Source organism: Trinickia acidisoli (assembly GCF_017315725.1).
GTDB lineage: Bacteria > Pseudomonadota > Gammaproteobacteria > Burkholderiales > Burkholderiaceae > Trinickia > Trinickia acidisoli.
Window position 1 is genome coordinate 2,063,025 of record NZ_JAFLRG010000002.1, and the last position, 26,146, is coordinate 2,089,170.

At 62.3% G+C, this 26,146-nt stretch carries 21 protein-coding genes; 16 read left to right on the top strand and 5 right to left on the bottom strand.

Translation table 11 applies throughout. The features are described 5' to 3' along the window. Positions 1-945, bottom strand: coding sequence for a 4-hydroxy-3-methylbut-2-enyl diphosphate reductase (gene ispH, locus J3485_RS27455; RefSeq protein ID WP_206957668.1), 945 nt, complete (start codon positions 943-945; stop codon positions 1-3). A gap of 389 nt (positions 946-1,334) precedes the next feature. On the opposite strand from ispH, the gene J3485_RS27460 reads away from it, so the two are divergent. After that, positions 1,335-2,516: a glycosyltransferase gene (locus J3485_RS27460; RefSeq protein ID WP_206957676.1), complete on the top strand. Its 1,182-nt coding sequence runs from the start codon at positions 1,335-1,337 to the stop codon at positions 2,514-2,516. A gap of 10 nt (positions 2,517-2,526) precedes the next feature. Here J3485_RS27460 and J3485_RS27465 read toward each other — a convergent pair whose 3' ends face one another. The 3 genes from J3485_RS27465 to J3485_RS27475 form a co-directional block, all read right to left on the bottom strand. Then, positions 2,527-3,000 carry a hypothetical protein gene (locus tag J3485_RS27465; RefSeq protein WP_206957678.1) on the bottom strand — a complete coding sequence of 158 codons (474 nt, stop codon included), beginning with the start codon at positions 2,998-3,000 and terminating at the stop codon, positions 2,527-2,529. A gap of 123 nt (positions 3,001-3,123) precedes the next feature. Then, complete coding sequence (hpnA, locus tag J3485_RS27470; RefSeq protein WP_206957680.1) at positions 3,124-4,134, bottom strand: hopanoid-associated sugar epimerase; 1,011 nt, start codon at positions 4,132-4,134, stop codon at positions 3,124-3,126. Between the two features lie 93 nt (positions 4,135-4,227). Then, positions 4,228-7,020: a sensor domain-containing protein gene (locus J3485_RS27475; RefSeq protein ID WP_206957682.1), complete on the bottom strand. Its 2,793-nt coding sequence runs from the start codon at positions 7,018-7,020 to the stop codon at positions 4,228-4,230. A gap of 166 nt (positions 7,021-7,186) precedes the next feature. Between J3485_RS27475 and J3485_RS27480 the strand changes: the two genes are divergently transcribed. Next, positions 7,187-7,483 (top strand): acylphosphatase, encoded by a 297-nt coding sequence (locus J3485_RS27480; RefSeq protein ID WP_206957684.1) that lies wholly within the window; start codon positions 7,187-7,189, stop codon positions 7,481-7,483. Between the two features lie 96 nt (positions 7,484-7,579). Continuing rightward, entirely contained in the window at positions 7,580-8,500 is a 921-nt protein-coding gene (gene rarD / locus J3485_RS27485) for an EamA family transporter RarD (RefSeq protein WP_206957687.1), read from the top strand. Here rarD and J3485_RS27490 read toward each other — a convergent pair. Then, the gene (locus J3485_RS27490; protein WP_206957689.1) at positions 8,488-9,045 is read right to left on the bottom strand and encodes an Mpo1 family 2-hydroxy fatty acid dioxygenase; all 558 of its coding nucleotides are present in this window, start codon (positions 9,043-9,045) and stop codon (positions 8,488-8,490) included. The two genes, rarD and J3485_RS27490, sit on opposite strands and share 13 nt — an antisense overlap. A 764-nt stretch (positions 9,046-9,809) precedes the next feature. Here J3485_RS27490 and J3485_RS27495 point away from each other — a divergent pair. From J3485_RS27495 to J3485_RS27555, 13 genes are all read left to right on the top strand, one after another. Next, positions 9,810-10,385 (top strand): helix-turn-helix domain-containing protein, encoded by a 576-nt coding sequence (locus J3485_RS27495; RefSeq protein ID WP_206957691.1) that lies wholly within the window; start codon positions 9,810-9,812, stop codon positions 10,383-10,385. Between the two features lie 382 nt (positions 10,386-10,767). Continuing rightward, a complete protein-coding gene (locus tag J3485_RS27500) occupies positions 10,768-13,554 on the top strand; it encodes a TonB-dependent receptor (RefSeq protein WP_206957693.1) in 2,787 nt (928 codons plus the stop codon). A 223-nt stretch (positions 13,555-13,777) separates the two neighbouring features. Then, complete coding sequence (locus J3485_RS27505) at positions 13,778-14,473, top strand: energy transducer TonB (protein WP_206957695.1); 696 nt, start codon at positions 13,778-13,780, stop codon at positions 14,471-14,473. A 104-nt stretch (positions 14,474-14,577) separates the two neighbouring features. After that, positions 14,578-15,498 carry a MotA/TolQ/ExbB proton channel family protein gene (locus J3485_RS27510; protein WP_206957697.1) on the top strand — a complete coding sequence of 307 codons (921 nt, stop codon included), beginning with the start codon at positions 14,578-14,580 and terminating at the stop codon, positions 15,496-15,498. Positions 15,499-15,524: 26 nt separating this feature from the next. Further along, the gene (locus J3485_RS27515; protein WP_206957699.1) at positions 15,525-15,944 is read left to right on the top strand and encodes an ExbD/TolR family protein; all 420 of its coding nucleotides are present in this window, start codon (positions 15,525-15,527) and stop codon (positions 15,942-15,944) included. Positions 15,945-15,958: 14 nt separating this feature from the next. After that, positions 15,959-16,387 carry an ExbD/TolR family protein gene (locus J3485_RS27520; RefSeq protein ID WP_206957702.1) on the top strand — a complete coding sequence of 143 codons (429 nt, stop codon included), beginning with the start codon at positions 15,959-15,961 and terminating at the stop codon, positions 16,385-16,387. Positions 16,388-16,397: 10 nt separating this feature from the next. Then, positions 16,398-17,603 carry a tetratricopeptide repeat protein gene (locus J3485_RS27525; RefSeq protein WP_206957704.1) on the top strand — a complete coding sequence of 402 codons (1,206 nt, stop codon included), beginning with the start codon at positions 16,398-16,400 and terminating at the stop codon, positions 17,601-17,603. Positions 17,604-17,742: 139 nt separating this feature from the next. Further along, entirely contained in the window at positions 17,743-19,590 is a 1,848-nt protein-coding gene (locus J3485_RS27530; RefSeq protein WP_242539102.1) for an extracellular solute-binding protein, read from the top strand. Between the two features lie 25 nt (positions 19,591-19,615). Beyond that, on the top strand, positions 19,616-20,674 hold the full coding sequence (locus tag J3485_RS27535) for a microcin C ABC transporter permease YejB (protein ID WP_206957707.1): 1,059 nt from the start codon (positions 19,616-19,618) through the stop codon (positions 20,672-20,674). Then, entirely contained in the window at positions 20,628-21,737 is a 1,110-nt protein-coding gene (locus J3485_RS27540) for an ABC transporter permease (RefSeq protein ID WP_206957709.1), read from the top strand. The genes J3485_RS27535 and J3485_RS27540 overlap by 47 nt, the downstream gene beginning before the upstream one ends. Then, positions 21,737-23,374, top strand: coding sequence for an ABC transporter ATP-binding protein (locus tag J3485_RS27545; RefSeq protein ID WP_206957712.1), 1,638 nt, complete (start codon positions 21,737-21,739; stop codon positions 23,372-23,374). Before J3485_RS27540 ends, J3485_RS27545 begins: the two co-directional genes overlap by 1 nt. Continuing rightward, positions 23,371-24,807, top strand: a complete 1,437-nt coding sequence (locus J3485_RS27550; RefSeq protein ID WP_206957719.1) for a TldD/PmbA family protein — start codon at positions 23,371-23,373, stop codon at positions 24,805-24,807. Before J3485_RS27545 ends, J3485_RS27550 begins: the two co-directional genes overlap by 4 nt. Then, positions 24,807-26,141: a TldD/PmbA family protein gene (locus tag J3485_RS27555; protein WP_206957721.1), complete on the top strand. Its 1,335-nt coding sequence runs from the start codon at positions 24,807-24,809 to the stop codon at positions 26,139-26,141. The genes J3485_RS27550 and J3485_RS27555 overlap by 1 nt, the downstream gene beginning before the upstream one ends. The last annotated feature ends 5 nt before the right edge of the window (positions 26,142-26,146 follow it).

A 26,146-nucleotide genomic window follows, 5' to 3' on the forward strand; every position in this document is an offset into this window, starting at 1 on the left:
TTAAACTTGGCGTGCGGCGAGGGGCTCGGTGAGCTTCGCCGGCAGCTTGAATTCGACTTTTTCTTCACGGCCGGCCATCGTCGAAACTTCGACGGGACCAAGCGCGCGCAGCGCGTCAATGACGTGCTCGACCATTTCCTCGGGCGCGGATGCGCCGGCTGTGATGCCGACGGTTTGCACATCGGCGAACCATGCGGGCTCGAGCTCCGAGCCGTCCGCGACGAGATAGCTCGGCACGCCCGTTTCGGCGCCGATCTCGCGCAGGCGGTTCGAGTTGGAGCTGTTCGTCGCACCAACCACGAGCAGGACATCGACTTGCGCGCTCAATTCGCGGACAGCGGCCTGCCGATTTTGCGTCGCATAGCAAATATCGCGTGTATCGGGCCCCACGATATTCGTGAAACGCCGTGTCAACGCTTCGATGATGCCGCGCGTGTCGTCTACGGACAGCGTGGTCTGCGTGACATAGGCGAGCGGCGCATCCTCGGGCAGATCGAGTGTGGCCACTTCCGCCTCGCTTTGAACGAGCAGCACTGTGCCCGGAATCTGACCGATCGTGCCTTCGACCTCGGGATGCCCGGCGTGACCGATCAGAATCAACGTGCGGCCCGCCGCCACGTATTGACGGCCTTGCACGTGCACCTTCGTGACGAGCGGGCACGTGGCGTCGAGCACGTCGAGCCCGCGCGCATCCGCGTCGCGCTCGACGCTTTGCGCCACACCGTGCGCGCTGAAAATGGCGACCGCACCATGCGGAACCTCGTTGAGTTCCTCGACGAAACGCGCGCCCTTGCTGCGCAGGTTTTCGACGACGTGCCGGTTATGCACGATTTCATGTCGCACGTACACGGGGGCACCGTGCCGTTGCAACGCGCGATCGACAATTTCGATCGCGCGAACGACGCCCGCACAAAAGCCGCGGGGTTGAGCAAGGATGACTCGCATGTATGGCGAACTCCGACCGAATCGGGACATCGAGCCGCCGCCGATTAGCGGCGTGATCGCCCAGACTCCAACTATTATTAGAAAGCGGGCGTGATAGCCGGCAAACCAACCCAAACGCGCATTCTAACGCTATCGGGCTACCCACGCTCCCGCGTGGGTAGGCGGGCGTTGCAAGAATGTCAGCGCCCCGGCCCGATGCGGCTCGCGGCGATGCAGGCGATGCAGACAATAGGCCGGTAAACTAAGCAGCTTCACGCACAGGGCTACGTTTTTATTACAACAATACTTTCAATTTCATTTCATCGCATGGCTGGCAGGATGCTCTTTGCTCATTACTCATACTGTTTTTCGCTTTGCGCCGCCGCGCGCCACACGAGCCGGAGGCGCGCATGAGCGTGCTGCTCTTTTGCTTGTCCATCCTCTCGCTCGTCATTTGGTGCGTTCTGCTGTGCGCGCGAGGTGGGTTCTGGCGCACGCGCTGCGCACCGCCGATCAAGGCTGAAACCCTCGATGCGATCGACGCGTGGCCCGCCGTCGCGGCCGTCGTGCCCGCGCGCAATGAGGCCGACGTGATCGGCGCGGCCGTGACGTCGTTGCTCGAACAAGCGTATGCGGGCGCGTTTCACGTCATCGTCGTCGACGATCACAGCACCGACGGCACCGCCGATTGCGCGCGCGCGGCAGCCCTCGCCCTGGGCAAGCCCGAATGTTTGACCGTCATCAAAGCGGAACCGCTGCCGGCCGGCTGGTCCGGCAAAGTATGGGCGCAAGCGCAGGGCGTTGCGGTAATCGCCGCGCGCGGCATGCCGGCCGACTATTTGCTTTTGACCGATGCCGACATCGCGCATCCGCCGGACGCCGTGACGCAACTCGTTGCGCGCGCAACGATCGAGCAGCGCGACCTGGTCTCGCTGATGGTACGGCTGCGGTGCGATTCCATCTGGGAGAAGGCGCTGATTCCGGCCTTCGTCTTCTTTTTCGCCAAGCTGTACCCGTTCCGTTGGGTCAACAATCCGCGCAACAAAACGGCGGCCGCGGCCGGTGGCTGCATGCTGGTCAAGCGTGCAGCTCTCGAAGAGGCGGGCGGCATGGAATCGATTCGGGCGGCGTTGATCGACGACTGCACGCTGGCTGCCCGCATCAAGCATCGCGGGCAGGGCGGACATTCGATTCGGCTCGACGTGGCGGCGGCCAGCCGTTCGCTGCGCCCTTACGACGGCCCGGGCGAGATCTGGAACATGATCGCGCGCACAGCGTTCACGCAATTGCGCTATTCGCCATGGCTGCTTGCCGGCACCCTGGCCGGTATGGCGGTGATTTATCTCGTGCCGCCCGTCGTGGCGCTCGTGCTCGGCCCGTTCGGTTGGCCGGCATGGCTGGCTTGGGGTGTGATGTGCTGCGCCTATGCCCCGATGCTGCGCTATTACGGCCGTTCGCCTTGCTGGGCGCCGGTGTTGCCGCTCGTCGCGTTGTTTTACGTCGGGGCGACACTCGCCTCCGCCGTGCGCTATTGGCGCGGCAAAGGCGGCCAATGGAAATCGCGCGTACAAGCGCCCGCGCAGGGCGGGTAGCGGCGGCGCGCTACCGCTGCGTCAGCATCATATAGAGCTGGACGGCGGCATCGGGCGAAAACGTAAACGGCACCCAGCCGTGGCCCGTATGCCGCGCGATCAGCAAACGATCGCCGTTCGGTTGCTTCTGCATGGCGATGAGGGGATTTTTCGTCGATGCGAAGCGCCAGCCGGGCGCGAGCGCTGTCGGCGGCTCCGGCGTCATCGAGGCGCGAGCGTTCGCCAACTCCTCGATCAACTGTCCGATCTGCTCGGGATGCAGCGTCACGGCCTGCGAGTCGATACTCAGTGTCAATGCGTTGTGCGAGGGACGCGCGACGCGCAGCGTGGGCGTTTCGTCGCTCGTCGCCGCCGCACTCACCGCTTGCGCGGCATCGTGCGCCTCGCAAGTGGCCTGCTCGGCCTGGGCCTGCGCGAGCCCGACGAGTTCGCTTAGCCGATCGACTTGCGCGTCGATCGCATCGATCTGTTCTTCCAGGTTCATGCGCGACTATCTCAGCCAAAGAGACGCGATTCTACCGGCTCTTGTCGCCAGCACTCGCGAGCGGTGCCGCGCAGTTGTAACAAAATGCACGCGCGGCGATCAACGCACCAATCAACGCGCCAATCAACGCTGCAAGTAACCGGCTTCGCGAAACCATTGCAGCGCATCGCGCAGCCCGTCGAGATAGGGCCTCGCACGATAGCCGATTTCGCGTTCGGCCTTGGCCGACGTGAAATACATCTTATTTTTCGACATCTTCAGCCCATCGACCGTGACGAACGGTTCGCGCTTCGTGAGCTTGGCCACGCATTCGGCGCCGAACGCGAGCGGATAGAGCGGCCAGCGCGGCAAGCTGATCGTCGGCGCCTTGCGGCCTGTTTCCTGCGCGATGTCGGCAAGCATGCGCTGCAGCGGCAGGTTCTCGCCGCCGAGGATATAGCGCTCGCCGATGCGCCCGCGCTCGAGCGCGAGCAAATGACCTTCGGCGACGTCGTCGACGTGCACGAGATTCAAGCCCGTATCGACGAAGGCGGGAATCTTGCCGAGCGCAGCCTCGACGATGATGCGGCCCGTCGGGGTGGGACGTACGTCGCGCGGACCGATCGGCGTCGAAGGATTGACGATGACGGCAGGTAGCCGGTCGCGCTCGATCATGCGCTCGACGGCGCGCTCGGCCAACACCTTGCTGCGCTTGTAGACGCCGATGGCCTGTTGCGCCGTCAGCGGCGCCGTTTCATCGGCGACGCGGCCTTCGCGCGTCACTTTGAGCGTTGCGACGCTGCTCGTATAAACGATGCGCTCGACCCCTTCCGCGAGCGCGGCGCGCATCGTGGCCTCGGTGCCTTCGAGATTGGCGCGCTCGATCTCCGAGGGATCGGGCGCCCAGAGCCGATAGTCGGCCGCCACGTGAAACAGGTACCGCACGCCGCGCAGCGCGGCGCGCATCGAAGGCTCGTCGCGCATGTCGCCGACGACGATTTCGGCGTCGAGCGCTTCGACGTTCTTGCGCGGACTCGTTGCGCGCACGAGCACGCGGACGCGCATGCCGCGTGCGAGCGCCGCGCGGGCGACGGCGGAGCCGACGAAGCCCGATGCGCCCGTGACGAGCACGAGGTCGCCTGAAGATTCGGTCATGGTGTGGCGCGGATGGATTCGGTTGCGTGGATGCGGCGAGATTGTACTGGTTCCCGCCGCTCAGCCGCTGCTTAGCTGCCGCTCAATCGCCGCTCAACTATACGCAACCGCGCCCGCGTTGAAATGCATGATGAATGCGTGCGCATCGGCGGCGGGCATCGGGCGCGCGAAGCGGTAGCCTTGCACGACGCCGCAGCCGTGCCGACGCAAGAAGGCGAGCTGCGTGTCGGTCTCGACGCCTTCGGCTACGACCTTGAAGCCGAGCGCGCGTCCGAGCGAGAGAATCGCGCGCGTAATGACTTCGTCTTCACGATGACGGCCGATGCCCGATACGAACGACATGTCGAGCTTCAGGCGTTCCGCGTGGAAGTTGCGGATGTACGACAGGCTCGAATAGCCGGTGCCGAAATCGTCGATGGCAAGATCGATGTCCATCGCGCGCAATGCGCGCAGCACATCGATTGCGCCGACCGTCATCAGCGCGCCTTCGGTGATCTCGATTTCGAGCAGGCGCGGCGAGAGCCGCGCACGCGCCAGCGCACGCTGGACGACGCGCAGGATGTCGCCGCGCGCGAATTGCCGCGGCGAGAGGTTGACCGACATGCGCACCCCCGGCAGCGTTTCCTGCCATACCTGCGCTTGGAAGCACGCCTGCTGCATGACCCATTCGCCGATCGGAACGATGAGGCCGTTTTCTTCGGCGATCGGAATGAAGGTGCCGGGACTGACGGGGCCGAGTTCCTGGTCGGTCCATCGCAGCAGGGCCTCGACACCGGTGACGCGGCTCGTTTGAAGATCGACCTGCGGCTGATACTCGAGACGGAATTCGCCGTTCGCGAGTGCGGCGCGCATGCGGCGCGACAGTGCCAGGCGCTCGTCCGCGCGACGGCCCAGCTCGGGCGTGAAGCGCTGCAAGACGTTGCGCCCGTTCGATTTGGCGCGATACATCGCAAGGTCGGCGCGCCGCAGCAGGGTTTCGGGGTCGTTGCCGTCGGTCGGGAAATAGGAGATGCCGATGCTCGTTTCGACGTGGAACTCGGTGTCGTCGATCCAGACCGGACGCGAGAACGCTTGCGATACGCGCGTGAGCACTTCGGTGAGCCGGTCTTCGTGCGCGCTTTCGCAGACGACCATGACGAATTCGTCGCCGCCATAACGCGCGACGGTGTCGAGTTCGCCGACGCACGATCCAAGCCTTGCGCTGATCTCGCGCAGTAGGCGATCGCCGATGCCATGCCCGAGACTATCGTTGACGTCCTTGAAGTGGTCGATGTCCATGAATACGACGGCAACGCGCGTGCCGTCCCGATCGGCATCGCGTATCGCTTGGACAAGGCGTTCGTTGAGGCGATGGCGATTCGGCAGCGTCGTCAGCGAATCGAAATTCGCTTGTCGAGTCAGCAAATCGCGCGACTGCACGAGTTCGGTGACGTCGTTGACGACGCTGATGTGATGCGTGACATTGCCGCCATCGTCGCGCACTGGGGCGATGTAGATCTGATTCCAGAAGAGCGTGCCGTCGCGCCGATAATTGCGTATCAGCGTCGTGACCTCGCTTTGATTGGCCAGCGCGCGGCGGATCGATTCGATGCCTTCTTGATTGCGATCCTCTCCGTGCAGGAAGCGGAAGTCCATGCCCTTGACGTCGTCGACCGAATACCCCGTGATGCGCTCGAATGCGGGGTTGGCGTACTCGATCAGATCGCCGTCTTCCGTGACGCGGGTGATCAGCACCGCGTTGACGATGGCATCGAGCGCGCGGCTGCGCAATCGGAGTGCGAGATCGACGCCCTTGCGCTCGGTCACGTCGTCGTAGGTGGCGAGCAGGCCCATGACCGTGCCGTTCGTATTGCGCAACGGCACCTTCGTTTTACGCAGCCATCGCCATGCTCCGCTTGCCGCCGGGGAGAACTCTTCGTAGTTCGTGAGCGGCTGGCCGCTTTGCACGACCTCGCGATCGCGCATGCGCGCGTTCGGTGCTGCCGAGCGCCAAGGCAGATCGTAATCGGTGAGCCCGATGATTTGCGAAGCGTCGGCCAGGCCCACGTCTTGTGCGAAGGCGCGATTGCATCCGATGTAGCGCGACTCCGTGTCCTTCCAGAAGATGCGTTGCGGCACGCTGTCGATGACGGCTTCGAGCATTTGCTTCGATTGCCGCAACGCTTCCTTCGCGTTTTCTTTTTCGGTGACGTCGATCGCGACCACGAAGCACGCGCGCCGATTCGCGTAAGTCAGAAAGTGATATGAGGGTTCGATGAAGAAACGCGAGCCGTCCTTGCGTACGTGCGTGCGCATATACGACGAGCCGCTTGCCGAGGCGCTCGTCGGGTCGCCCGCGGCGCCCAACGATTTTGCGAACTCGGAAAAGCGTGCGATGAACGCTTCGCTTTCTTCCGGCGGCCGTAACGCGGCGATCGACATACCCTCCAGTTCTTCGCGTTCGTATCCGTATTGCTGTATCGCGGCGCGATTGATCGCGGCGATCGTCAGCGTTTCGACGTCGTAGATGAGCATCGGTAGCGGATGCTCTTCGAAGTACTCGCGAAAGAGCGCTTCGCCTTCCTCGGTCGAAATGCGCGCACGCGCACGCGCGATGCGACGGTTGGCGAGAAACCCATGGACGAGAAGGACGAACGCCGCGGCGGCGGCCGCGGCGAACGCCGTCAGTTCGGACGCGTGGCGCAGGTTGTCACGAACTTGTAACGTGCGCGCGAGTTGCGCATCGGCGAACTCACGCGCCGCGAAGATCTGGCTTGCTCCGAATGCGACGATGCCCACCGCGATCGCGCAAACGGCGACGGCCAAGAGGGTCGCGCTGTGCTCGTCCAGCCATGTTCGAAAGGAGCGGTTGCGAGCGACTCGTGCCGCATGATTCAGTAGCGCCACCGTAAGGTCTCCTCTCGCCAATTGAGCTGTCGCGCATACGCAATCAATGCATTTAACGACAGCGAGTCTTACTTTCTTTAGCGCCGAATGCAAGCTATGGATAAAAACGATTGCAGTCGGACGACTACAATGCGGGAATCGACATAAGGGCGCTGGAGAGTCAGTAATGGAAGGTCCCGATTTGGACAAGAAGCTCGAGACGTATTACGTGCGTGTGCGCGGGGTGGTGCAGGGTGTCGGTTTTCGGCATGCGACCCTACGGCAAGCGCATGCGCTGGGGATTACCGGCTGGGTGGCGAACGTTGCGGACGGGTCGGTCGAAGCGATGCTGCAGGGAACGGCGAACCAGATCGACCGGATGCTCGAATGGATGCGGCGCGGGCCGCCTTCCGCCCGCGTGATCGATTGCATCAGTGAGGAGCGCCATGTCGACAAGCGCTTTGCGCGTTTCGAACAGCATTGAAAAAGGAGCCACTAAAATTGCTGTCCTTTTACCGGCAGCGCGAATGAGCGCGCTCGGTGCAGAGCCGCCGAGCGAAGATAGTGCGCAGCTTACGCGATGAATCGACATGAGAATGGGCATGAAATGGGGCGCGGCATTGCGCTATCGGTCGCGGCCACGACATTGTTCGCGCTCTTATCCGTGTATACCCGGATGCTGCGCCCGCTCGACGGCCTCGACATTTTTGCGTGGCGTATCGTCTGGACGGTGCCGGGCGCGTTGCTGCTCGTGTGGATACGGGGCCGCGGCCCACAGTTGAAAGCGCTCGCGTGCGCGGCGGTGCGCGAGCCGCTCAAAGGGCTCATGCTGCTGTTGGCCTCGGCTTTGCTCGGCGCGCAACTTTGGCTGTTCATGTGGGCGCCGTTGCACGGGCGCATGCTCGAGGTATCGCTCGGGTACTTCCTCTTGCCGCTGTCGATGGTGCTGGTCGGGCGCTTCCACTATCGCGAACGGCTCGTGCCGCTGCAGTGGCTCTCCGTCGGTTTTGCCGCGCTCGGCGTGGCGCACGAGTTGTGGGCCACGCATGCGTTCTCTTGGCCGACGCTGCTCGTCGCCGTCGGCTACCCGCCTTACTTTGTGCTGCGCCGCAAGCTCGGCGGCGATTCGCTCGCCACGTTCGCGTTGGAAGTGCTGCTTCTGTTGCCGGCGGCGCTGCCCGTCATCGCGCTGAGCGCGAGCGCGCAGGCGGCGCTGCAGCGGCCGTTGCTCTGGGCTGTGCTGTTGCCGGGGCTCGGTGCATTGAGCACCGTTGCGCTCGCGAGCTACCTCAAGGCCAGCCGATTGTTGCCGATGGCGTTGTTCGGCATTCTCGGCTACGTCGAACCGGTGCTGCTCGTGCTCTTTTCGGTGACATTGCTTGGCGAAACGCTATCGACGCGACAACTCGCCACCTACGTGCCGATCTGGATGGCAGTGTTGGTGACCGCCTTGCATAGCGTGTTGCTGTTGCGCGAGCGAGCGGATGTTCAGATCGGCTGATGTCGCGTGTGATGGTTTTCACGCAGCGCGCTGGCTTGGCGTTCGACCGAATCGCGCAGGGTGCTGCGCCAGCCGAGCCCGAACGCGATTTCGGCGAGCACGAACAGCGGGCCGATGATGAGCCCGATCAAATCGTCTGCGAACGCGGGCTTGCGATGCTCGTACGCGACATGTCCCACGAATTGGAACACCCAGCCCACGATGAACAATGCTGCGCCGCTTCCGGCCCAGATCACGACCGATGCTTGCGCGAGGTAGGCGCCGACGACGAGGCAGACGACCGAGACGATCGCCATGACGAGTCCCAAGGCAACGTCCAACGCGATGTAATAGATCGCGGCGCAGCCGAACAGCACGAGTGCCGGCGAAGCCGCCAAGGAAAGGGCGGCGAGATTCAAATGCGGCCCCTGCGACCACTGAGGGCGGCTCAGCAAGACGGCCAGCGCAAGCACGATCATCGGGATGCCGACGAAATGGGTGGCAATGTTGCGGCGGTCGCGATGGTACGACGCGTACTGCGCGAGCTGGTCGGTAAGGGATTTCATCTGCGCGTTCCCGGAGGAGGTGCGGCTACGGATCTCCGAACCATCGCACGAGCGTGGCCGATCTTCAAGCGATTGAATGTGTCATTCGCATAAAAGTAGGAGTACCAAAATCGTTAGGACTCCTATCTATTTCTTCGCCTGCACGATCGGCGCGAGGCTGACGATAGTCGATAGTCGGCAACCAGCGCGAGCGTGCACGCCAATCCGGACCCGCGTCATGTCGGATCGAGCGGAGATTCGATTGCTGCGACGCACAACGTTCAATGCGTTGAGAACCTTGTCGACTGCCTAACGGCTAATTCGAGTTGAAGCTTTTTAGAAATAAACATGAAAGTAAATAGCAAGAATTACAGTTAACAAAGTTAGATTGAGTCCTCTAAAGTCAACCGGAGCGGTTGCGAACGTCATCCTGTTATCGTCGTGCGGCGCGCATCGATAAGTGGCATCAGCATGGGTTGCGATTTGCCGATGCGGGTTGCGACGCGAGTTGCAACTCAGAAGGCACTCGTCGATTTTCCGTGAACGCAGTAACTCAAATTTCCATACGACAAAGGAACTTACCGCCATCACGATAATTACTGAAAGGTTGCACCATGGGTTTTCCCGTATCGACCGAACAGCCGTGCTTCGCACTACGGTAAAAGGGGTGCCGCGGGGCCGGCACCGGCACGGTGCATCAAGGAAAGAGCCGCATTCGGGTAAACCTTGGGTAAACCTAATTTGCTTATATCAAACAATTTTTGACGACCGGTTTCTGTCCTGCTATGGTTCCGCACACTGAAGATAAGACAAGCGCTGCTCTTGTGCTAGGCAGCAAAATTAGAGCGCTTCGCAAAAGGCTCCAACGCACACTCGACGAAACGGCAACGGCTGCCGGCATATCGAAGCCGTTCCTTTCGCAAGTTGAGCGAGGGCTCGCCACGCCGTCCATTACGTCGTTGGCAGGTATTGCGAGAGCGCTGGGGGTGACGGTGCAGTACTTCGTCGATACGCCGACAGAAGCAAAGTCGGTGCGGCGTGCAGACGAATTGCAGTTCTTTAGCTTTGCCGATTCGGCCAACCTTTTCGCCCGGCTCACCAACGTGTCGGGCGATCGGCAACTTGACGCGATTCTCGTCAGGTTGCGAGCGGGGCAGCCGCCGTCGGAAGTGACGACGCATGCGGGAGAAGAGTTCTTGTATGTGTTGCGCGGTGAGATATCGCTGAGCCTCGAGGGAACGGCCTTCGTACTGCACGCGGGAGACAGCGCGCACTACGCGTCGACGGTCCCGCATGGGTGGGCCAATACCCACGGCGATGAAACCGTGCTGGTTTGGGTCGGAACGCCAAGGTTGTTTTGATTAGCCGCTGTTCGTTTTTTGCGGGTACCGGTCTTCGCATAACAGTTAGGAATCCTAAGTTTCCCAAACTGTGAATGTGTCGACAGTAGCCGAGTGAATCTCGTCGCCTAGCAGCGACCGAGATCGTACGCTTGCACGCCGACATCCGGTTCGCAGGCGGAATGCGTACTTGATGATTTAGGACTACTAACTAAATTGAGGCGTGCTCGTTTCAAACGGAGCGGCGCGCGAACGTGGTGGCGGATTTGTGACGCAGTGCGGGAACGAAGTAATCAACAGGGGCAGTCAACACGGGGCGGTGCAAGGGGTGCCGCCAGTGCGAAGGTGAGCCAGGCCCTCGCGCAAAACAACTTGGCGTTATCGACGAGAGAGAAGGGGAAAAATGAAACTGACGGCTTTAGGATCGGCCATACGAAAAATAGTGTGGGCCGAGGTGGCACTGACGGCGGCATTGGGCACGTCGGTTGCCTTCGCGCAGAGTCAGCCGGCCGCGGCGCCGGCCAGCGCATCGGGTGCGGCCACCGCGGCGGCGCCGAGCGCGGCATCGGGCACGGCGGCCGCGGCCGCGACGCCCGCTTCGGCGACCCCTGCCGCGGGTGCGGCAGAGAAGTCTTCGGGCAACGTGCAGAAGCTCAAGCGCTTCGAAGTGACGGGCTCGCTGATTCGCAGCTCCGATAAAGTCGGTTTCAATCAGGTTCAAACGGTTACGGCCAAGCAGATTCAAGACAGCGGCTACTCGTCGGTTGCCGACTTCATGCGCGGCATTTCCGCCAACTCGGCCAATAGCTGGAGCGAAGGCCAGTCGGGCAACTTCGCGGCCGGTGCCGCGGGGATGGCCCTGCGCGGCCTGAGCGAGAAATACACGCTCGTGCTCGTGGACGGTCAACGCGTCGCGCCGTTTGCCTTCTACTCCAACAGTGTCGATCAGTTCTTCGATCTGAACACGCTGCCGCTGAACGTCATCGACCGCATCGAAGTGGTGAAGACGGGCGCCGTGTCGCAGTACGGCTCGGACGCCATCGCGGGCGTCGTCAACATCATCACGAAGCACAACTTCCACGGTCTCGAACTCGACGGCAGCTACGGTAGCGCCGTCAATGGCGGCGGCGGTGCCGGCACGACGAAGTTCAGCATCTTGGGCGGCTTCGGCGATCTGAATTCCGATCGGTTCAACATCACGGCTGCCGCGAGCGTCTATAAAGACAACGGCTTTACGATGGCCGATCGCGATTCGACGCAGAATCAGAATTACTTGAATCAACCGGGCGGCTTCAACACGTTCGCGCCTTCGTTCTGGAACGTGGGCGGGGCGGGCGGCACCGGCGTCGCGGCGCCCGTGGGCAATTGCGTGCGCGGTACGGCAATGCCGGCCGGCAACAACTATCTGGGCGGCGCGGCCATCGCCGGCGGCGTGATCAGCGGCGGTACGTTGTGCGGCTTCAACAATGCCGAAGGCATGTCGATCGCACCGATGACGGAGCGCGCGAACGTGAAGGTTCACGCCGACTTCAAGATCAACGATACGACCACGGCATTCGCCGACCTGCTGGAAAGCAACAATACGACCACGACGAACGACGGCACCTGGAGCAACACGATCGGCAGCCCGCAGTCGCCGACGCTCGTGCTGACCAATCCGGGCGGCACCACGCTGGCGCCGTTCAACTACACCGTGCCGGCGAGCAATCCGTACAACCCGTACCACACCGCGACACCGCTCATCTATACGTTCCCGAACACGATCGCCGAGAACACGTACGCGAACTACTATCGCGCGGCGGCAGGGGTCAAGGGTTCGTTCACCGCGCACGGCGATTGGGATTGGTCGACTTCCGTCAGCCACTCGCAGAGCACGGTTTCCAACGTCTACACCAACAGCCTTAACGAAAGCGTTCTGAACAATATCTATCAGAACGGCACGTACAATTTCGCGAATCCGTCCTCGACGCCGAACGGTTTGAACGGCTTGTACATGGACGCGCGCAACGGCGGTATCTCGAAGCTCGATTCGCTCGACGCGACGATTTCGACGCCGAACTTGTTCCATCTGCCTGCCGGCGACGTGGGTATCGGCTTCGGCGCTCAGTTCCTGCATGAAAACGAGAACCTGACGCCGGGTGCCGAGTACCTCGACGGGCTGGTGGTCAACCCCGATCTGGAAACGGTGCACGGTAACCGCAACATCGGCGCCGTGTACTACCAGATCGACGTTCCGATCATCCATAACCTGACGTTCAGCCAGTCGGGCCGCTACGACCACTACAGCGACGTGGGCGGTGCGTTCTCGCCGCGCTTCGCGTTGCGTTACCAGCCGGTCCAGCAGTTGACGATGTACACGTCGTACGACCGCGGCTTCCGTGCCCCGACGTTCGTCGAGGACAGCACGTCGCAAACGCTGGGCATTCAACAGTTGCAAAACGGTACGGTGACGACGATCACCGAAGGCAACCCGAACCTTCAACCGGAACGCACGAAGAACTTCAATATCGGCTTCCAGGTGGCGCCGACGCGCACGACGGACCTCGGCCTCGACTGGTACAAGATTCACATCGACCACGTGATCGGTCAGGGTAGCGGTACGACGGTGAACGACCCGAACACGGGCCTGCCGCTATACGAAATCATTCCGTATCAGAACCTCGGCTACCTCGACACGACGGGTTTCGAAACGACGTTCCGTCAATCGCTGCCGACGCATATCGGTACGTTCACGTTGTCGGGCGACTGGGCTTACGTCTCGACGTTCATGCTCGGCATTCCGGGTCAAACGCCGATCAACGGCGCGGGCAACAACTTCACGATCACCCAGCCGTTCGGTGCGAGCTTCCCGCGCTGGAAGGGCAATACGACGCTGAGCTGGGCGTATCACAAGTGGAATGCGGCGTTTAGCTGGGAGTACACCGGGCCGTACACGCAAGCCATCCAGGCCGCGGGCACGCCGACGCCGTCAACGGGCAGCACGCCGTCGTACAGCCAGTTCAACTTGATGATGACGTACACGGGCTTCAAGCATTGGACGATCTACGGCGGCATCGACAACATCTTCAACCGTACGCCTCCGTTCGATCCGGTTTGGGCGAGCAGCGCGCTCGATCAGAACGGCTACGACCAGTCGCTGTACACGTATATCGGCCGCTTCGCGCAGATCGGTGCGACGTACAAGTTCTAAAAGCTAAAAACAAGGCATCTCGAGCTAGCTAGTCGGTCAGCCGCCTTCACGCGAAGCACAACGCTTCGATTCGAAGGCGACGCGCAACGCGCGAAGGCGGCGGACCTGTTTTAAAGCAGTGGCAAGAAGTCCCTTGTGATCGGCCTCATCCCGCGGTTCGTTGCACGACGAGCGCCGCAATCACGGAACAAGGCGATTCACGCCGGGAGGATCGAAGGTGGGTATGAAAGTGGAAGGACAATCGCCCGGGGTTCAAGCCGGGTTGGCATGGTCAGGTCGCCCACGCGAGTTCGGGCGAAAGCAGCAAAATCCCGTGCGCCGCTTCGGCGGCATCGCAGTCGTCATCGCGTTGCACATCGTGCTCGTGTATGCACTGCTGAACGGCCTCGCAACGAAGGTCGTGCACGTCATCCAGCATCCGATCGAAACGAAAATCATCGAGCCGATCAAGCCGCCTCCGCCGCCGCCGTTGCCGCCCGTGCAACTGCCGCCGCCGAAGTTCGCACCGCCGCCGCCGCCGTTCGTGCCGCCGCCGGAAGTGCAGGTGCAAGCGCCGCCGCAGGCAACGATCACCCATCAGGCGAGCCCGGTTCAATCCGCGCCCGTCGTGGCGCCGCCCGTGCAAGCACCGGCGAAGCCCGTCGTGCATCGGGAAGTCGGTGTCGTGTGTCCGAATTCGGATCAGATTCGCGGGTCGATTCCTTATCCGAAGGACGCGCAGGAAAACGGCGATACGGGCGACGTGTTGATCGAATTCACGGTCGATCCGCAAGGCCACATCACGAACGAGCACGTAGCTAAGTCGTCGGATCACGACAGCCTCGACGACGCGGCGTTCAAGGCGGTCAAGCGATTCAACTGCATCGCACAAGGTCAAGCCGTTCCGGTGCAAGTGCCGTTCTCGTTCAACCTCAACTAAGTCGAGCTTAGTTGAGTGCCGAACAACGACGGACATACGCATACGAACGACACAGGTACAACAGGATTCACGAGTTCAACGATTGAACTGAACTGGAGCAGATCATGAAGAAGCATTCCCTCGCCGCACTCGCCACCACCACGGTGATCGCCTTGGCTACGGCCAGTATCGCTCTGCCGCAATTCGCCTATGCGCAAGCAAGCGACACGGCAGCCACTGCCACCACGACCGCTACGGCAGCGGCAAGCGCCACCGCCGCACCGCAAGCCGCGGCGCCCGCAGCCGATCAACCGGTGCCGCCGCCGGCGCCGGCCGCCACTGAAACGGTGACCAATCCGTACGGCCTCGGCGCGCTCTGGAAGAACGGCGACTTCGTCGCGCGCTTCGTGCTGATTCTGCTCGCCGTCATGTCGATGGGGAGCTGGTACATCATGATCACGAAGTTCTTCGAGCAATTCCGCGCGAACCGTCGCGCCAAGGCCGCAGATCAGCAGCTCTGGAGCGCGCCGTCGCTCGCCGAAGGTACGAAGCAACTCGATGAATCGTCGCCGTTCCGCTTCATTGCCGAAACGGCGATCGAAGCCGGCGAGCACCACGACGAAGCACTGCTCGAAGCCGTAGACCGCAATACGTGGATCGACGCCTCGGTCGAACGCGCGATCACGAATGTCTCGAACCGCATGCAAGACGGCCTCGCGTTCCTCGCGACGGTCGGCTCGACGGCCCCGTTCGTCGGCCTGTTCGGTACGGTGTGGGGGATCTATCACGCACTGACGGCGATCGGCATTGCCGGTCAAGCATCGATCGATAAGGTTGCGGGCCCCGTCGGCGAAGCGCTGATCATGACGGCGGTCGGTCTTGCCGTGGCCGTGCCCGCGGTGCTCGGCTACAACTTCCTCGTGCGCCGCAACAAGTCGGTGATGGAGCGGGTGCGCGCCTTCGGCGCTCAACTGCACGCGGTCCTGCTCGCGGGCGGCAAGCGTCCCGTGCGCGCCGCGAGCCGCGCTGCATCGCTCGTTCAGTAATCCCGTTTCGATAAGCGAGGTCCACCATGGCCATGAGCGTCGGAGGCGAGGAAGACGAAGTCATCGCCGCCATTAACACCACGCCGCTCGTCGACGTGATGCTCGTGCTGTTGATCATCTTTCTGATCACCATCCCGGTCGTCACGCATACGGTGCCGTTGCAGTTGCCCCAGGAACGGGTGCATCCGCTGCAAACGACGCCGAAGAGCATCGAAATCGCAGTCAACAAGGACGGCGATTTCTTCTGGAACGAAGCGCACGTCGACGGACCGACGCTGCTCGCGAAGCTCAAGACGGTGTCGGTGACATCGCCGCAGCCCGAAGTTCACGTGCGCGGCGATCAGAACACGCGCTATGAGTTCATCGGCCGCGTCATTACCGATTGCGAGCGCGCCGGCATCGCCAAGGTGTCGTTTATTACTGAGCCGCCCGCGCGCGGCGGCTAGGCAGGGAGTCGATTATGGGGATGAACGTACCCTCGGGTAGCGGCGGCGAACCGGAAGTGATGGTGGATATCAACACGACGCCGCTGATCGACGTGATGCTCGTGTTGTTGATCATGCTGATCATTACGATTCCGATTCAGATGCACGCGGTGAAGATGAATCTGCCGGTCGGCAATCCGCCGCCTCCGGCGGTACAGCCGCAAGTCGTGCAGATCGATATCGACTTCGACGGCACGATGACGTGGAACGGCGCGCCGGTTCCGGACAAGGCCACGCTCGAATCGAAGCTCGCACAGGTGGCCGCCGAGCCCGTGCAGGACGAGATTCACGTGCGGCCGAACAAGCTCGTGCCTTACAAGGATGTCGCGGCCGTCATGGCGGCCGCGCAGCGCGTTGGTGCGACGAAGATCGGTTTGATCGGCAACGAGCAGTACATGCAATAAGGAAGTGGCAATGCGAACGATCCATCGACGGTTCAAGCACGCCGCGCTCGCGGCGGCGAGCTGTGCGTTCCTCATGCTGGCGACGGCGCCGGCCGCGACCTTTGCGGCCGACACGCTGCGCCCTGAAGTGGGCAAGCCTTTGAACGACGCACAAAATCTATACCGCGCGCACAAGTACAAGGATGCGCTCGGGAAGATCGCGCAAGCGGCGGCCGTGCCGAACAAGACACCGTACGAGACGTACATGGTCGAGGAAATGCGCGGCGCCGCGGCGATGGCGGCCGGCGACACCGGCACTGCCGCGCAGGCATACGAAAGCTTGCTCAGCGGCGGGCAGTTGAAGGGCGAGGACGAGCAGCGCGTCACCGCCACGCTGGCCGGCGTGTATTTTCAGCAGCGCAATTATGGGCGCGCGATCGCGGTTGCGCAGCGTTACTTGAAGGCGGGCGGTACCGATCCGCAGATGCGCACGCTGCTCGTGCAGTCGTATTACTTGTCGAACGATTGCGGCAGCGTCGTCAAGCTGCTCAAGCCTTCGATCGATGCGGACGTGCATGCGGGCCGCGTGCCGGACGAATCGCAGCTACAACTGCTCGGCACCTGCGCTCAGCGCGTCAAGGATGACGCCTCGTATCGCGGCGCGCTCGAAAAGCTCGTGGCCTATCACCCGAAGCAGTCGTACTGGGACGATCTGTTCACGGCGATTCGCAACAAGCCCGGCTATTCGTCGAGTCTCGACATCGATACGTATCGTTTGCGCCGCGCCAACGGTTCGCTGACGAGCGTCGACGATTACATGGAGATGACTCAGCTCGCGATCGTCGCCGGTACGCCGTTTGAGGCGAAGCAGGTCATCGATCAAGGGTTCACCTCGGGTGTGCTGGGCCACGATGCGCAGGCCGCGCGCGAGAAACGTTTGCAGGCGCTCGCGACCAAACGCGCGCAAGCCGGCGTGGACAAAACCAATCCGCCCGCACCTGTCGACGAGGGTTTCAACCTCGTCTTCGCCGGCAAGGCGCAGCAAGGCTTGCAGATGATGGAAGCGGCAATCGTGAAGGGCGGGCTCGATCACCCCGATCAGGCGCAATTGCATTTGGGCATCGCGTATTACGTGGCGGGACAAAAAGCGCATGCCGTGCAAGCGTTTCGTGCGGTGAAGGGCACAGACGGGTCGAGCGACTTGGCTCAACTCTGGTTGCTGGTAGCGTCGAAGTGAGGCGGCGCTAGGGAGCAGCCGTCGCGGCGGCGGTAACGCTGCCCGCGACGGCTCATGTTCGCTTTAGCACTGTTCCGATGAATGGCGCGCCGGCGTCGGTCGGCGTGCGTCCATACGCACTGAGAAGATGAAACCTTCCATGTATCGCCTAGCGTTCGCGGCAGCGCTCGGCTTGGCATTCGCGCTCGGCGCGCAGGCCAAGCCCGCGATCGCGCAATTCGGCGATCCTAAATATCCGGCGGATTTCACGCATTTCGATTATGCGGACCCGGACGCCCCGAATACGGGGACGCTGAAATTCCAGAATTACGATCAGTCGCAAAGCTACGATTCGCTCAATCCGTTCATCGTGCGCGGGCAGCCCGCGCCGGACGTCAGAAATCTGATGTTCGACACGCTGATGCAGCGTAGCTGGGACGAACTCGCTTCCGAATATCCGTTGATCGCCGACGACGTCGAAGTGGCGCCCGATGGATTGTCGGCCACGTTCCATATCGATCCGAAGGCACACTTTTCGAACGGCGATCCGATTACGGCCGCCGACGTCAAGTACTCGTTCGATACGCTCAAGAGCCAGCAGGCTTCGCCGATGGTCTCGTCGCAGTTCGCCGAGATCAAGCGCGCGACGGTGCTCGATCGCTTAACCGTGCGCTTCGATTTCGTCGACAACTCGCGCGCCGCGCCACTGATCGCGGGCGATCTTCCCGTGTTTTCGCCCAAATGGGGTGTGCAGCCGAACGGCAAGCGCCTGCCGTTCGATCAGATCTCCGTCGAACCGCCGATCGCGAGCGGCCCTTATCTGGTCGAGCAGCGCAAGAACGACAAGGACATCGTGTATCGCCGCGATCCGAACTATTGGGCGGCGAACCTGCCTTCGCGGCGCGGCATGTTTCATTTCGAACGGATCGTCTTCAAGCTCTACCTCGATCAATACACGAAGCTCGAAGCCTTCAAGGCCGGCAACGACGACGTCGATCGCGAATACAGCGCGACGCAATGGGCGCGCAAGTACGTCGGCAAGAATTTCGACAACGGCATGCTCGAGAAGGAGACGTTTCCCGATGGCCCGGCGCAAATGCAGGGCTTCATGATCAATACGCGCAAGCCTGAGTTCCAGGATCGTCGCGTGCGTCATGCATTGGCGCTCGCGTTCGATTACGACTGGATGAACCGCATGATGTTCTACGGTCAGTACACGCGATTGAATAGCTTCTGGGATGCAAGCCCCTTCGGCGCCACGGGTATGCCGAGCGACAAGGAACTCGCGTTGCTCGACCCGTTCCGCGCGCAGTTGCCGCCCGAGGTGTTCGGCCCCATGGTGCGGCAGCCGAGCACGAAGCCGCCGGGCTCGCTGCGCGCGAATCTGCGCGAAGCACGCGCGTTGCTCGGCGAAGCCGGCTGGCACTATCGCGACGGCGCGTTGCGCGATGCCGCCGGCACGCCGATGAGGATCGAGATCATGGACGACGAGCCCGGCTTCGATCGCCTGCTGATCCCTTATACCCAAGCGCTGCAAACGCTCGGCATCGACGCCCACATGCGGGAGATCGACAGCGCGCTCTATCAAAAGCGGCTCGACAATTTCCAATTCGACATGACGACCTACATCTATCCGCCGGTGACGATTCCGGGCATCGAGCTCGAACGCCGGTTCGGCAGCCGGGCGGCGTCCGAGGTCGGTTCGGAGAATTACTCCGGCATACGCTCGAAGGCCGTCGATGCGCTCGTGCATGCGGCGATCTCGGCCACCAATCTCGACGATCTCGAAGCGGCCACGCGCGCACTCGATCGCGTATTGATCAACGAGTACTACGTGGTGCCGCAATATTACGAGCGCAACGTCCGTATCGCTTATAAGAAGACGATCGCGCACCCACGCGTGGTCCCGGACTCGTATCAATCCGAAGACTGGGTCATCGATTATTGGTTTCGCAGGCCGCGGGGCGCAACGCCCGTCAAGACGTCGGCCGCGGCCGCGGCGCACTGAGACATCGAAGTATTGAGGACTCCTTATGTTTGCCTACATTCTCAGACGCCTGCTCTTGATGATTCCGACGTTGATCGGCGTCGTGACGGTCACGTTCTTCGTCACGCAGTTCGTGCCGGGCGGGCCCGTCGAGCAGATGATCACGCAACTGCGCCACGGCCAGGCCAATCACGGCGGCGACGGCGGCGGCGGTGGCGGGGGCGGGTATCACGCGAGCCAGGGCGTCGATCCGCAGCAGATCGCGCAGATCAAGAAGCAGTTCGGCTTCGATAAGCCGCCGCTCACGCGCTATTTCTTGATGCTCAAAAGCTACGCGACGTTCGATCTCGGTCAATCGTACTTTCAGCACGAGAGCGTTTGGCAAGTGATCAAATCGAAGCTGCCCGTATCGATCTCGCTGGGCTTGTGGACGATCATCCTGACCTACGCGATTTCAGTGCCGCTCGGCATTGCCAAGGCCGTGCGCAACGGTTCACGGTTCGACGCGGTGACGAGCGTGCTCGTGCTCGTCGGCTACGCAATTCCGGGCTTCGTACTAGGCGTGCTGTTGTTGATGCTGTTCGGCGGCGGCACGTTCTGGGACGTATTCCCGATGCGCGGCCTGACCTCCGACAACTTCGACGACCTCACTACGATCGGCAAGGTGCTCGACTATCTCTGGCACATGGCGTTGCCCGTGACGGCATCGGTGGTCGGCAACTTTGCGATCGTGACGATCCTCACGAAGAACACGTTCCTCGAGGAAATCGGCCGGCAATACGTGTTGACGGCCCGCGCCAAGGGGGCCCCCGAGCGCGACGTGCTGTGGAAGCACGTGCTGCGCAACGCGGCGATTCCGCTGCTGACAGGCCTTCCGGCCGCCTTCGTCGGCGCTTTCCTGAACGGCAACTTGCTGATCGAGACGCTGTTCTCGCTCGACGGCATGGGCCAGCTTTCGTACGACTCGGTGATACGCCGCGACTACCCCGTAGTGCTCGGCTCGCTGTTCCTGTTCACCTTGATCGGCCTCGTAACCAAACTGATTGCTGACGTCTGCTATGTCCTTGTCGACCCCCGCATCCAATTCGACCGCATGGACCGCTAAGGCGCCCAGTGCGCCGGTAGCGTCGATTTCGCCGTGGCGGCGCACGTGGCTGCGCTTCAAGAGCCAGCGGCTAGGCTATTGGAGCCTCGTGATCTTCGTGACGCTGTTCGTGATCAGCTTGTTCGGCGAAGTGCTGTGCAACGACAAGCCGCTCATCGTGCGCTACGAAGGCCACTACTACTTTCCGATCGTGAAGGATTACCCGGAAACGCAGTTCGGCGGCGACTTCCCGGCCAAGGCGAACTATCTCGATCCGTATATCCGTTCGCACATCGAATCGAACGGCAATTTTGCGATCTATCCGCCGAACCACAACTATTACGACACGATCGACTACTTCGCCGTGCGCCCGTTTCCGGCGCCGCCGTCCTCGAGCAACTGGCTAGGAACCGATCAGTTCGGCCGCGACGTGCTCTCGCGGCTACTCTACGGCTTTCGCGTGTCGGTGCTGATGGCGCTAGCGCTGACGATCTCCGGCGTATTCTTCGGAGTCCTAACCGGTGCGCTGCAAGGCTTTTATGGCGGCCGCACCGACCTGATCGGGCAGCGGATCATCGAGATCTGGAGCTCCATGCCCGATCTCTACTTGCTGATCATCTTCGCGTCGATCTTCGAGCCTACGCTCTGGCTGCTGTTCATCTTGCTATCGATGTTCGGTTGGCTCGTGCTGTCCGACTACGTGCGTGCCGAATTCTTGCGCAACCGCTCGCTCGATTACGTGAAAGCCGCGCGGACGATGGGTCTGTCCAATTGGCAAATCATTTGGCGTCACGTGCTGCCCAATAGCTTGACGCCCGTCATTACGTTTCTGCCGTTTCGCATGAGCGCCGCGATTTTGTCGCTGACGAGCCTCGACTTTCTCGGGCTCGGCGTGCCGCCGCCCACGCCTAGTCTTGGTGAGTTGTTGCAGGAGGGCAAGAACAATCTCGACGCGTGGTGGATCTCGGTGTCGGCCTTCGCGGCACTCGTCGTGACCCTGTTGCTGCTCACGTTCATGGGCGATGCGCTGCGCAACGCGCTCGATACGCGCAACCGCGGCTCGGCTTTCGGAGGAGCGAAGTGATGCCAACGAGTCCTTTGCTCAGTATCGAAAAGCTGTCGATCAGTTTCGGCGAGAAACAGTGCGTTCGCGAGCTGAATCTGGCCGTCGCGCGCGGCGAGCGCGTGGCGCTCGTCGGCGAGTCGGGATCCGGCAAGAGTTTGACGGCGTTGTCGATCCTGCGCCTGGTGCAGCATGCGACGGTGTCGGGCCGTATTCTGTTCGGCGGCGAGGATCTGCTCGCCAAGACGGAGCAGCAGATGCGCGGCGTTCGCGGCGCCGATATCGCGATGGTGTTTCAAGAGCCGATGACGGCGTTGAATCCGCTCTATACGGTCGGCAAGCAGATCGCCGAAAGCTTGCGTTTGCACGAGGGCTTGCGGCCGAACGCGGCGCGCGCGCGCGGCATCGAACTGCTGCGCCGCACCGGGATTCCCGAGCCGGAACGCCGTATCGACAGCTTTCCGCATCAACTTTCAGGCGGACAACGCCAGCGCGCGATGATCGCGATGGCACTCGCGTGCCGTCCGAAGCTGTTGCTCGCCGACGAACCGACGACGGCGCTCGATGTGACCGTACGTCAGCAAATCGTCGATCTCTTGATTGAGCTACAGGAGCAAGAGGCCGCCGACCGCGGCATGGCCGTGCTCTTGATCACGCACGATCTGAATCTCGTGCGGCGCTTCGCGCAACGCGTCGCCGTGATGGAAAAAGGCGTGCTCGTGGAAGCGAACACGACCGAGGCATTGTTTAGGAATCCTCAACATCCGTATACGAGGCGATTGCTCGATAGCGAGGCGCATCGATGCGTCGATCCGGTGCCGGCGGAATCGCGAAAGGTGCTCGAAATCGAAGGCCTTGCCGTCGACTACCGGATGAGCGCGAAGGGGCTGCAGGGATTGTTCGGCAGTGCGAAATTTCGGGCGTTGCAGGACGTTGACTTGACCCTGCGGCGCGGCGAGACGGTCGGCATCGTCGGCGAATCGGGCTCGGGCAAGTCCACGCTGGCCTCCACGGTGCTGGGGCTGCAGCGCGCGGCGCAGGGGCAGATTCGGATCGGCGGCAAGCCGCTTGCGAGTTATCGTTCGTCGAGCGCCGAATGGTGTGCGCTGTGCGCCCGCATGCAGGTGGTTTTTCAAGACCCATTCGGCTCGCTTTCGCCGCGTATGACGATCGAGCAGATCGTCGGCGAAGGGTTGCGCGTGCACAAGCCCGATCTCGGCGCGCGCGAGCAGGCCGCACGCGTGGTCGAATTGCTGGAAGAAGTGGGCCTGCCGGCCGATGCGCTGCTTCGGTATCCGCACGAGTTCTCGGGCGGTCAGCGTCAACGCATCGCGATCGCGCGTGCACTGGCCGTCGAACCCGAATTGCTCGTGCTCGACGAGCCGACGAGCGCGCTCGACGTTTCCGTGCAGCAGCAGGTCCTCGCGCTGCTCACGCGGCTGCAGAAGAAATACGGGCTAAGCTACTTGTTCATTACGCATGATCTCGCGGTCATGCGCGCGATGGCGCATCGCGTCGTCGTGATGAAATCGGGCCGTATCGTCGAATCGGGCGATACGCTCGACGTGCTGCGCGCGCCGACCCACCCCTATACACAATCGCTGCTGGCGGCATCGATGCAGATGCCGGCGGCAGACGCAAACGAGGCCGTTGCATGATCGATGGACATTGGACGCAAGTAATCTCGACCTTGACGAGCGATGCCGACTTCTGGTCGCTGCGCATCGTCGATGAAAGCAGTGACGAGCACGCGGTGCGCAACGACGTCGCGCAGCCGTTCGCGACGGTTCGCGAACGCGGCGCGATGCTGACGGCATGGCACGGCGCCGGTGCGGGCTACGCTGCAACGGCCGATCTGTCGGCGGCGGGCCTACAGGCGGCCCTCGACCTTGCAGGGGCACGCGCGCACGCATCGGCGGCCGTCACGCTGGTCGATCATCGGAGCGCGCCGCGGCCCACCGCGAGCGGTAGCTATGTTTCGCCGAATGCGGACTCGGCGCTGCCCACGCGCGGTGAATGGATCGAGCGGCTCGCATTCGAATGTGCCGCGGCCGCGATCGATGCGCGCGTCGTCGAGCGCACGGCGGCCATGCGGATTACGCACAGCGATCAGCTTTACGTGACGAGCGATGGGGTACGAATCGAGCAGCGGTTTCGCTACCTGCTGCCGCAAATGGCCGTCGTGGCTCACGGTAACGGCGACACGCAGGTGCGCACGCTCGGCGGTTTTCAGGCATTGCTTGCGCAGGGTGGCTTGGAGATTCTGGCTCGATATCGATTCGACGGCTCCGGTGCGCGCTTGGCCGATGAAGCGTTGCAATTGCTGGCTGCGCCCAATTGCCCGTCGGGCGTGCGCGATTTGCTGCTGATGCCCGATCAGATGATGTTGCAGATACACGAATCGATCGGACATCCGTTGGAACTCGATCGCATCTTGGGCGACGAACGCAACTTCGCGGGCTCGAGCTTCGTGACGCCCGACATGTTCGGCAGCTATCGCTACGGTTCGGCGTTGCTGAACGTGACGTTCGATCCGTCGCCGCGCGAGGAGGCGGCTTCCTACGGCTTCGACGACGAGGGCGCGGAAGCGCGCAAGCAACATTTGATTCGCAACGGTGTTCTCGAGCGCCCGCTCGGCGGTACGTTGTCGCAGCAGCGAGCGCAACTTCCCGGCGTAGCGAATTCACGCGCGTCGAACTGGAACCGCGCACCGATCGATCGGATGGCGAATTTGAACATCGAACCGGGCGACAGCACATTCGAGGACATGATCGCGGGGATCGAGCGCGGCATCCTCATGCGAACGAATACGTCTTGGTCGATCGACGATCGGCGCAACAAATTTCAATTCGGCTGTGAGTTCGGCCAATTGATCGAGAACGGCGAACTGACGCGGGTCGTCAAACGGCCGAACTATCGTGGCCTCTCCGCCAGCTTTTGGCGCAGCTTAAAAGCCGTCGGCAACGACGCCACGCGCGAGGTCTACGGCACCCCGCTGTGCGGCAAGGGTGAGCCCGCGCAAATCATCCACGTAGGCCATGCATCGCCGGCGTGCGTGTTTGCCGACGTCGACGTATTCGGGGGTGCGTGATGGCGACATTCGATTGGAAACGCCATTTCGGCATGCTCGCCGATGCGATCGAGCAATTGCGCGAAGGCGGCGAGGTAACGCTGGTTTCGTTTGCGGCGGAAAACTCCGAGTTCATTCGCTTCAATCAAGGCAAAGTACGGCAAATCGGCGCCGTTTCGCAGGGGCGGCTCACGTTGCGCTTGATCGATGGCGCGCGCCAGGCGTACTCGACGATGACGGTGGGCGGACAGGCGCAGGAAGACGTGAATGAGGTTGCGCAAGCGTTCGCCACGCTACGCACGGGGTTGCGCGATGCTCCCGAAGATCCTCACCTGTTGTTCGGCCAGTCGAAATGGTCTCAATCGACGCAACGCGCCGGACGTTTTCCGGAGCCGCAAGCGCTCGTGCACACCGTGGCCGAATGCGCCAAGGGGCTCGATTTCGTCGGATTCTATGCGGGCGGGACCATTGCGCGCGGTTTCGCTTCGTCGATCGGTAGTCGCGGCTGGTACGAAGTGGACAACTTCAATTTCAGTTGGTCGCTCTACGATCGCAGCGGTCGCGCGATCAAGAGCGAGTACGCGGGCGATGCTTGGGATGACGCCGTTTTCGCGCATAAGGTCGAAGAGGCCGCGGCACGATTGCCCATTCTGAGCCGCACACCGCGCGTACTGACACCGGGGCAGTACCGAACCTATCTGGCGCCGGCGGCGATGGGCGCGCTGATCGAGCTCGTGGCTTCCGAAGGATTTTCGGCACGCCAACAAGCGACTTCGCGCAGCCCGCTCTACAAGCTCCACACGGGCGCGGCCGCATTCGACCCGCGCGTCGCGATGACCGAGGACCTGAGCCTCGGCATGACGCCCGGCTTCAATCGCGACGGTTATCTGCGCGAAAGCGTGCCGCTCGTGACGAACGGGCGCGGCGCCGAGCGCTTGACCGATGCGCGCAGCGCGCGCGAGTACGGTTTGACGACGAACGGCGCACTCGCTCATGAGTCGACCTCGACGCTCGCAATGGAGGGCGGCGATCTGCGCGCCGGCGACGTGCTCGCCGCGCTCGATACGGGCTTGTACGTCGGCAATCTTTGGTACGTCAACTTTTCGGACCGCATGCACTGCCGCATGACGGGCATGACGCGCTTTGCGACGTTCTGGGTTGAAAGCGGCCGCATCGTGGCACCCGTCGAGGCGATGCGTTTCGACGACAGTCTGTATGAGCTGCTAGGCGATCGGCTCGAGCGGCTCGACGTCGAGCCTGAACTGTTGCTCAACGATTCCACATGGGGCGAACGTGCCACCGGCGGAATGAAATTGCCGGGGGTGCTCGCGAAGTCGTTCGAACTTACCCTCTGATCCAC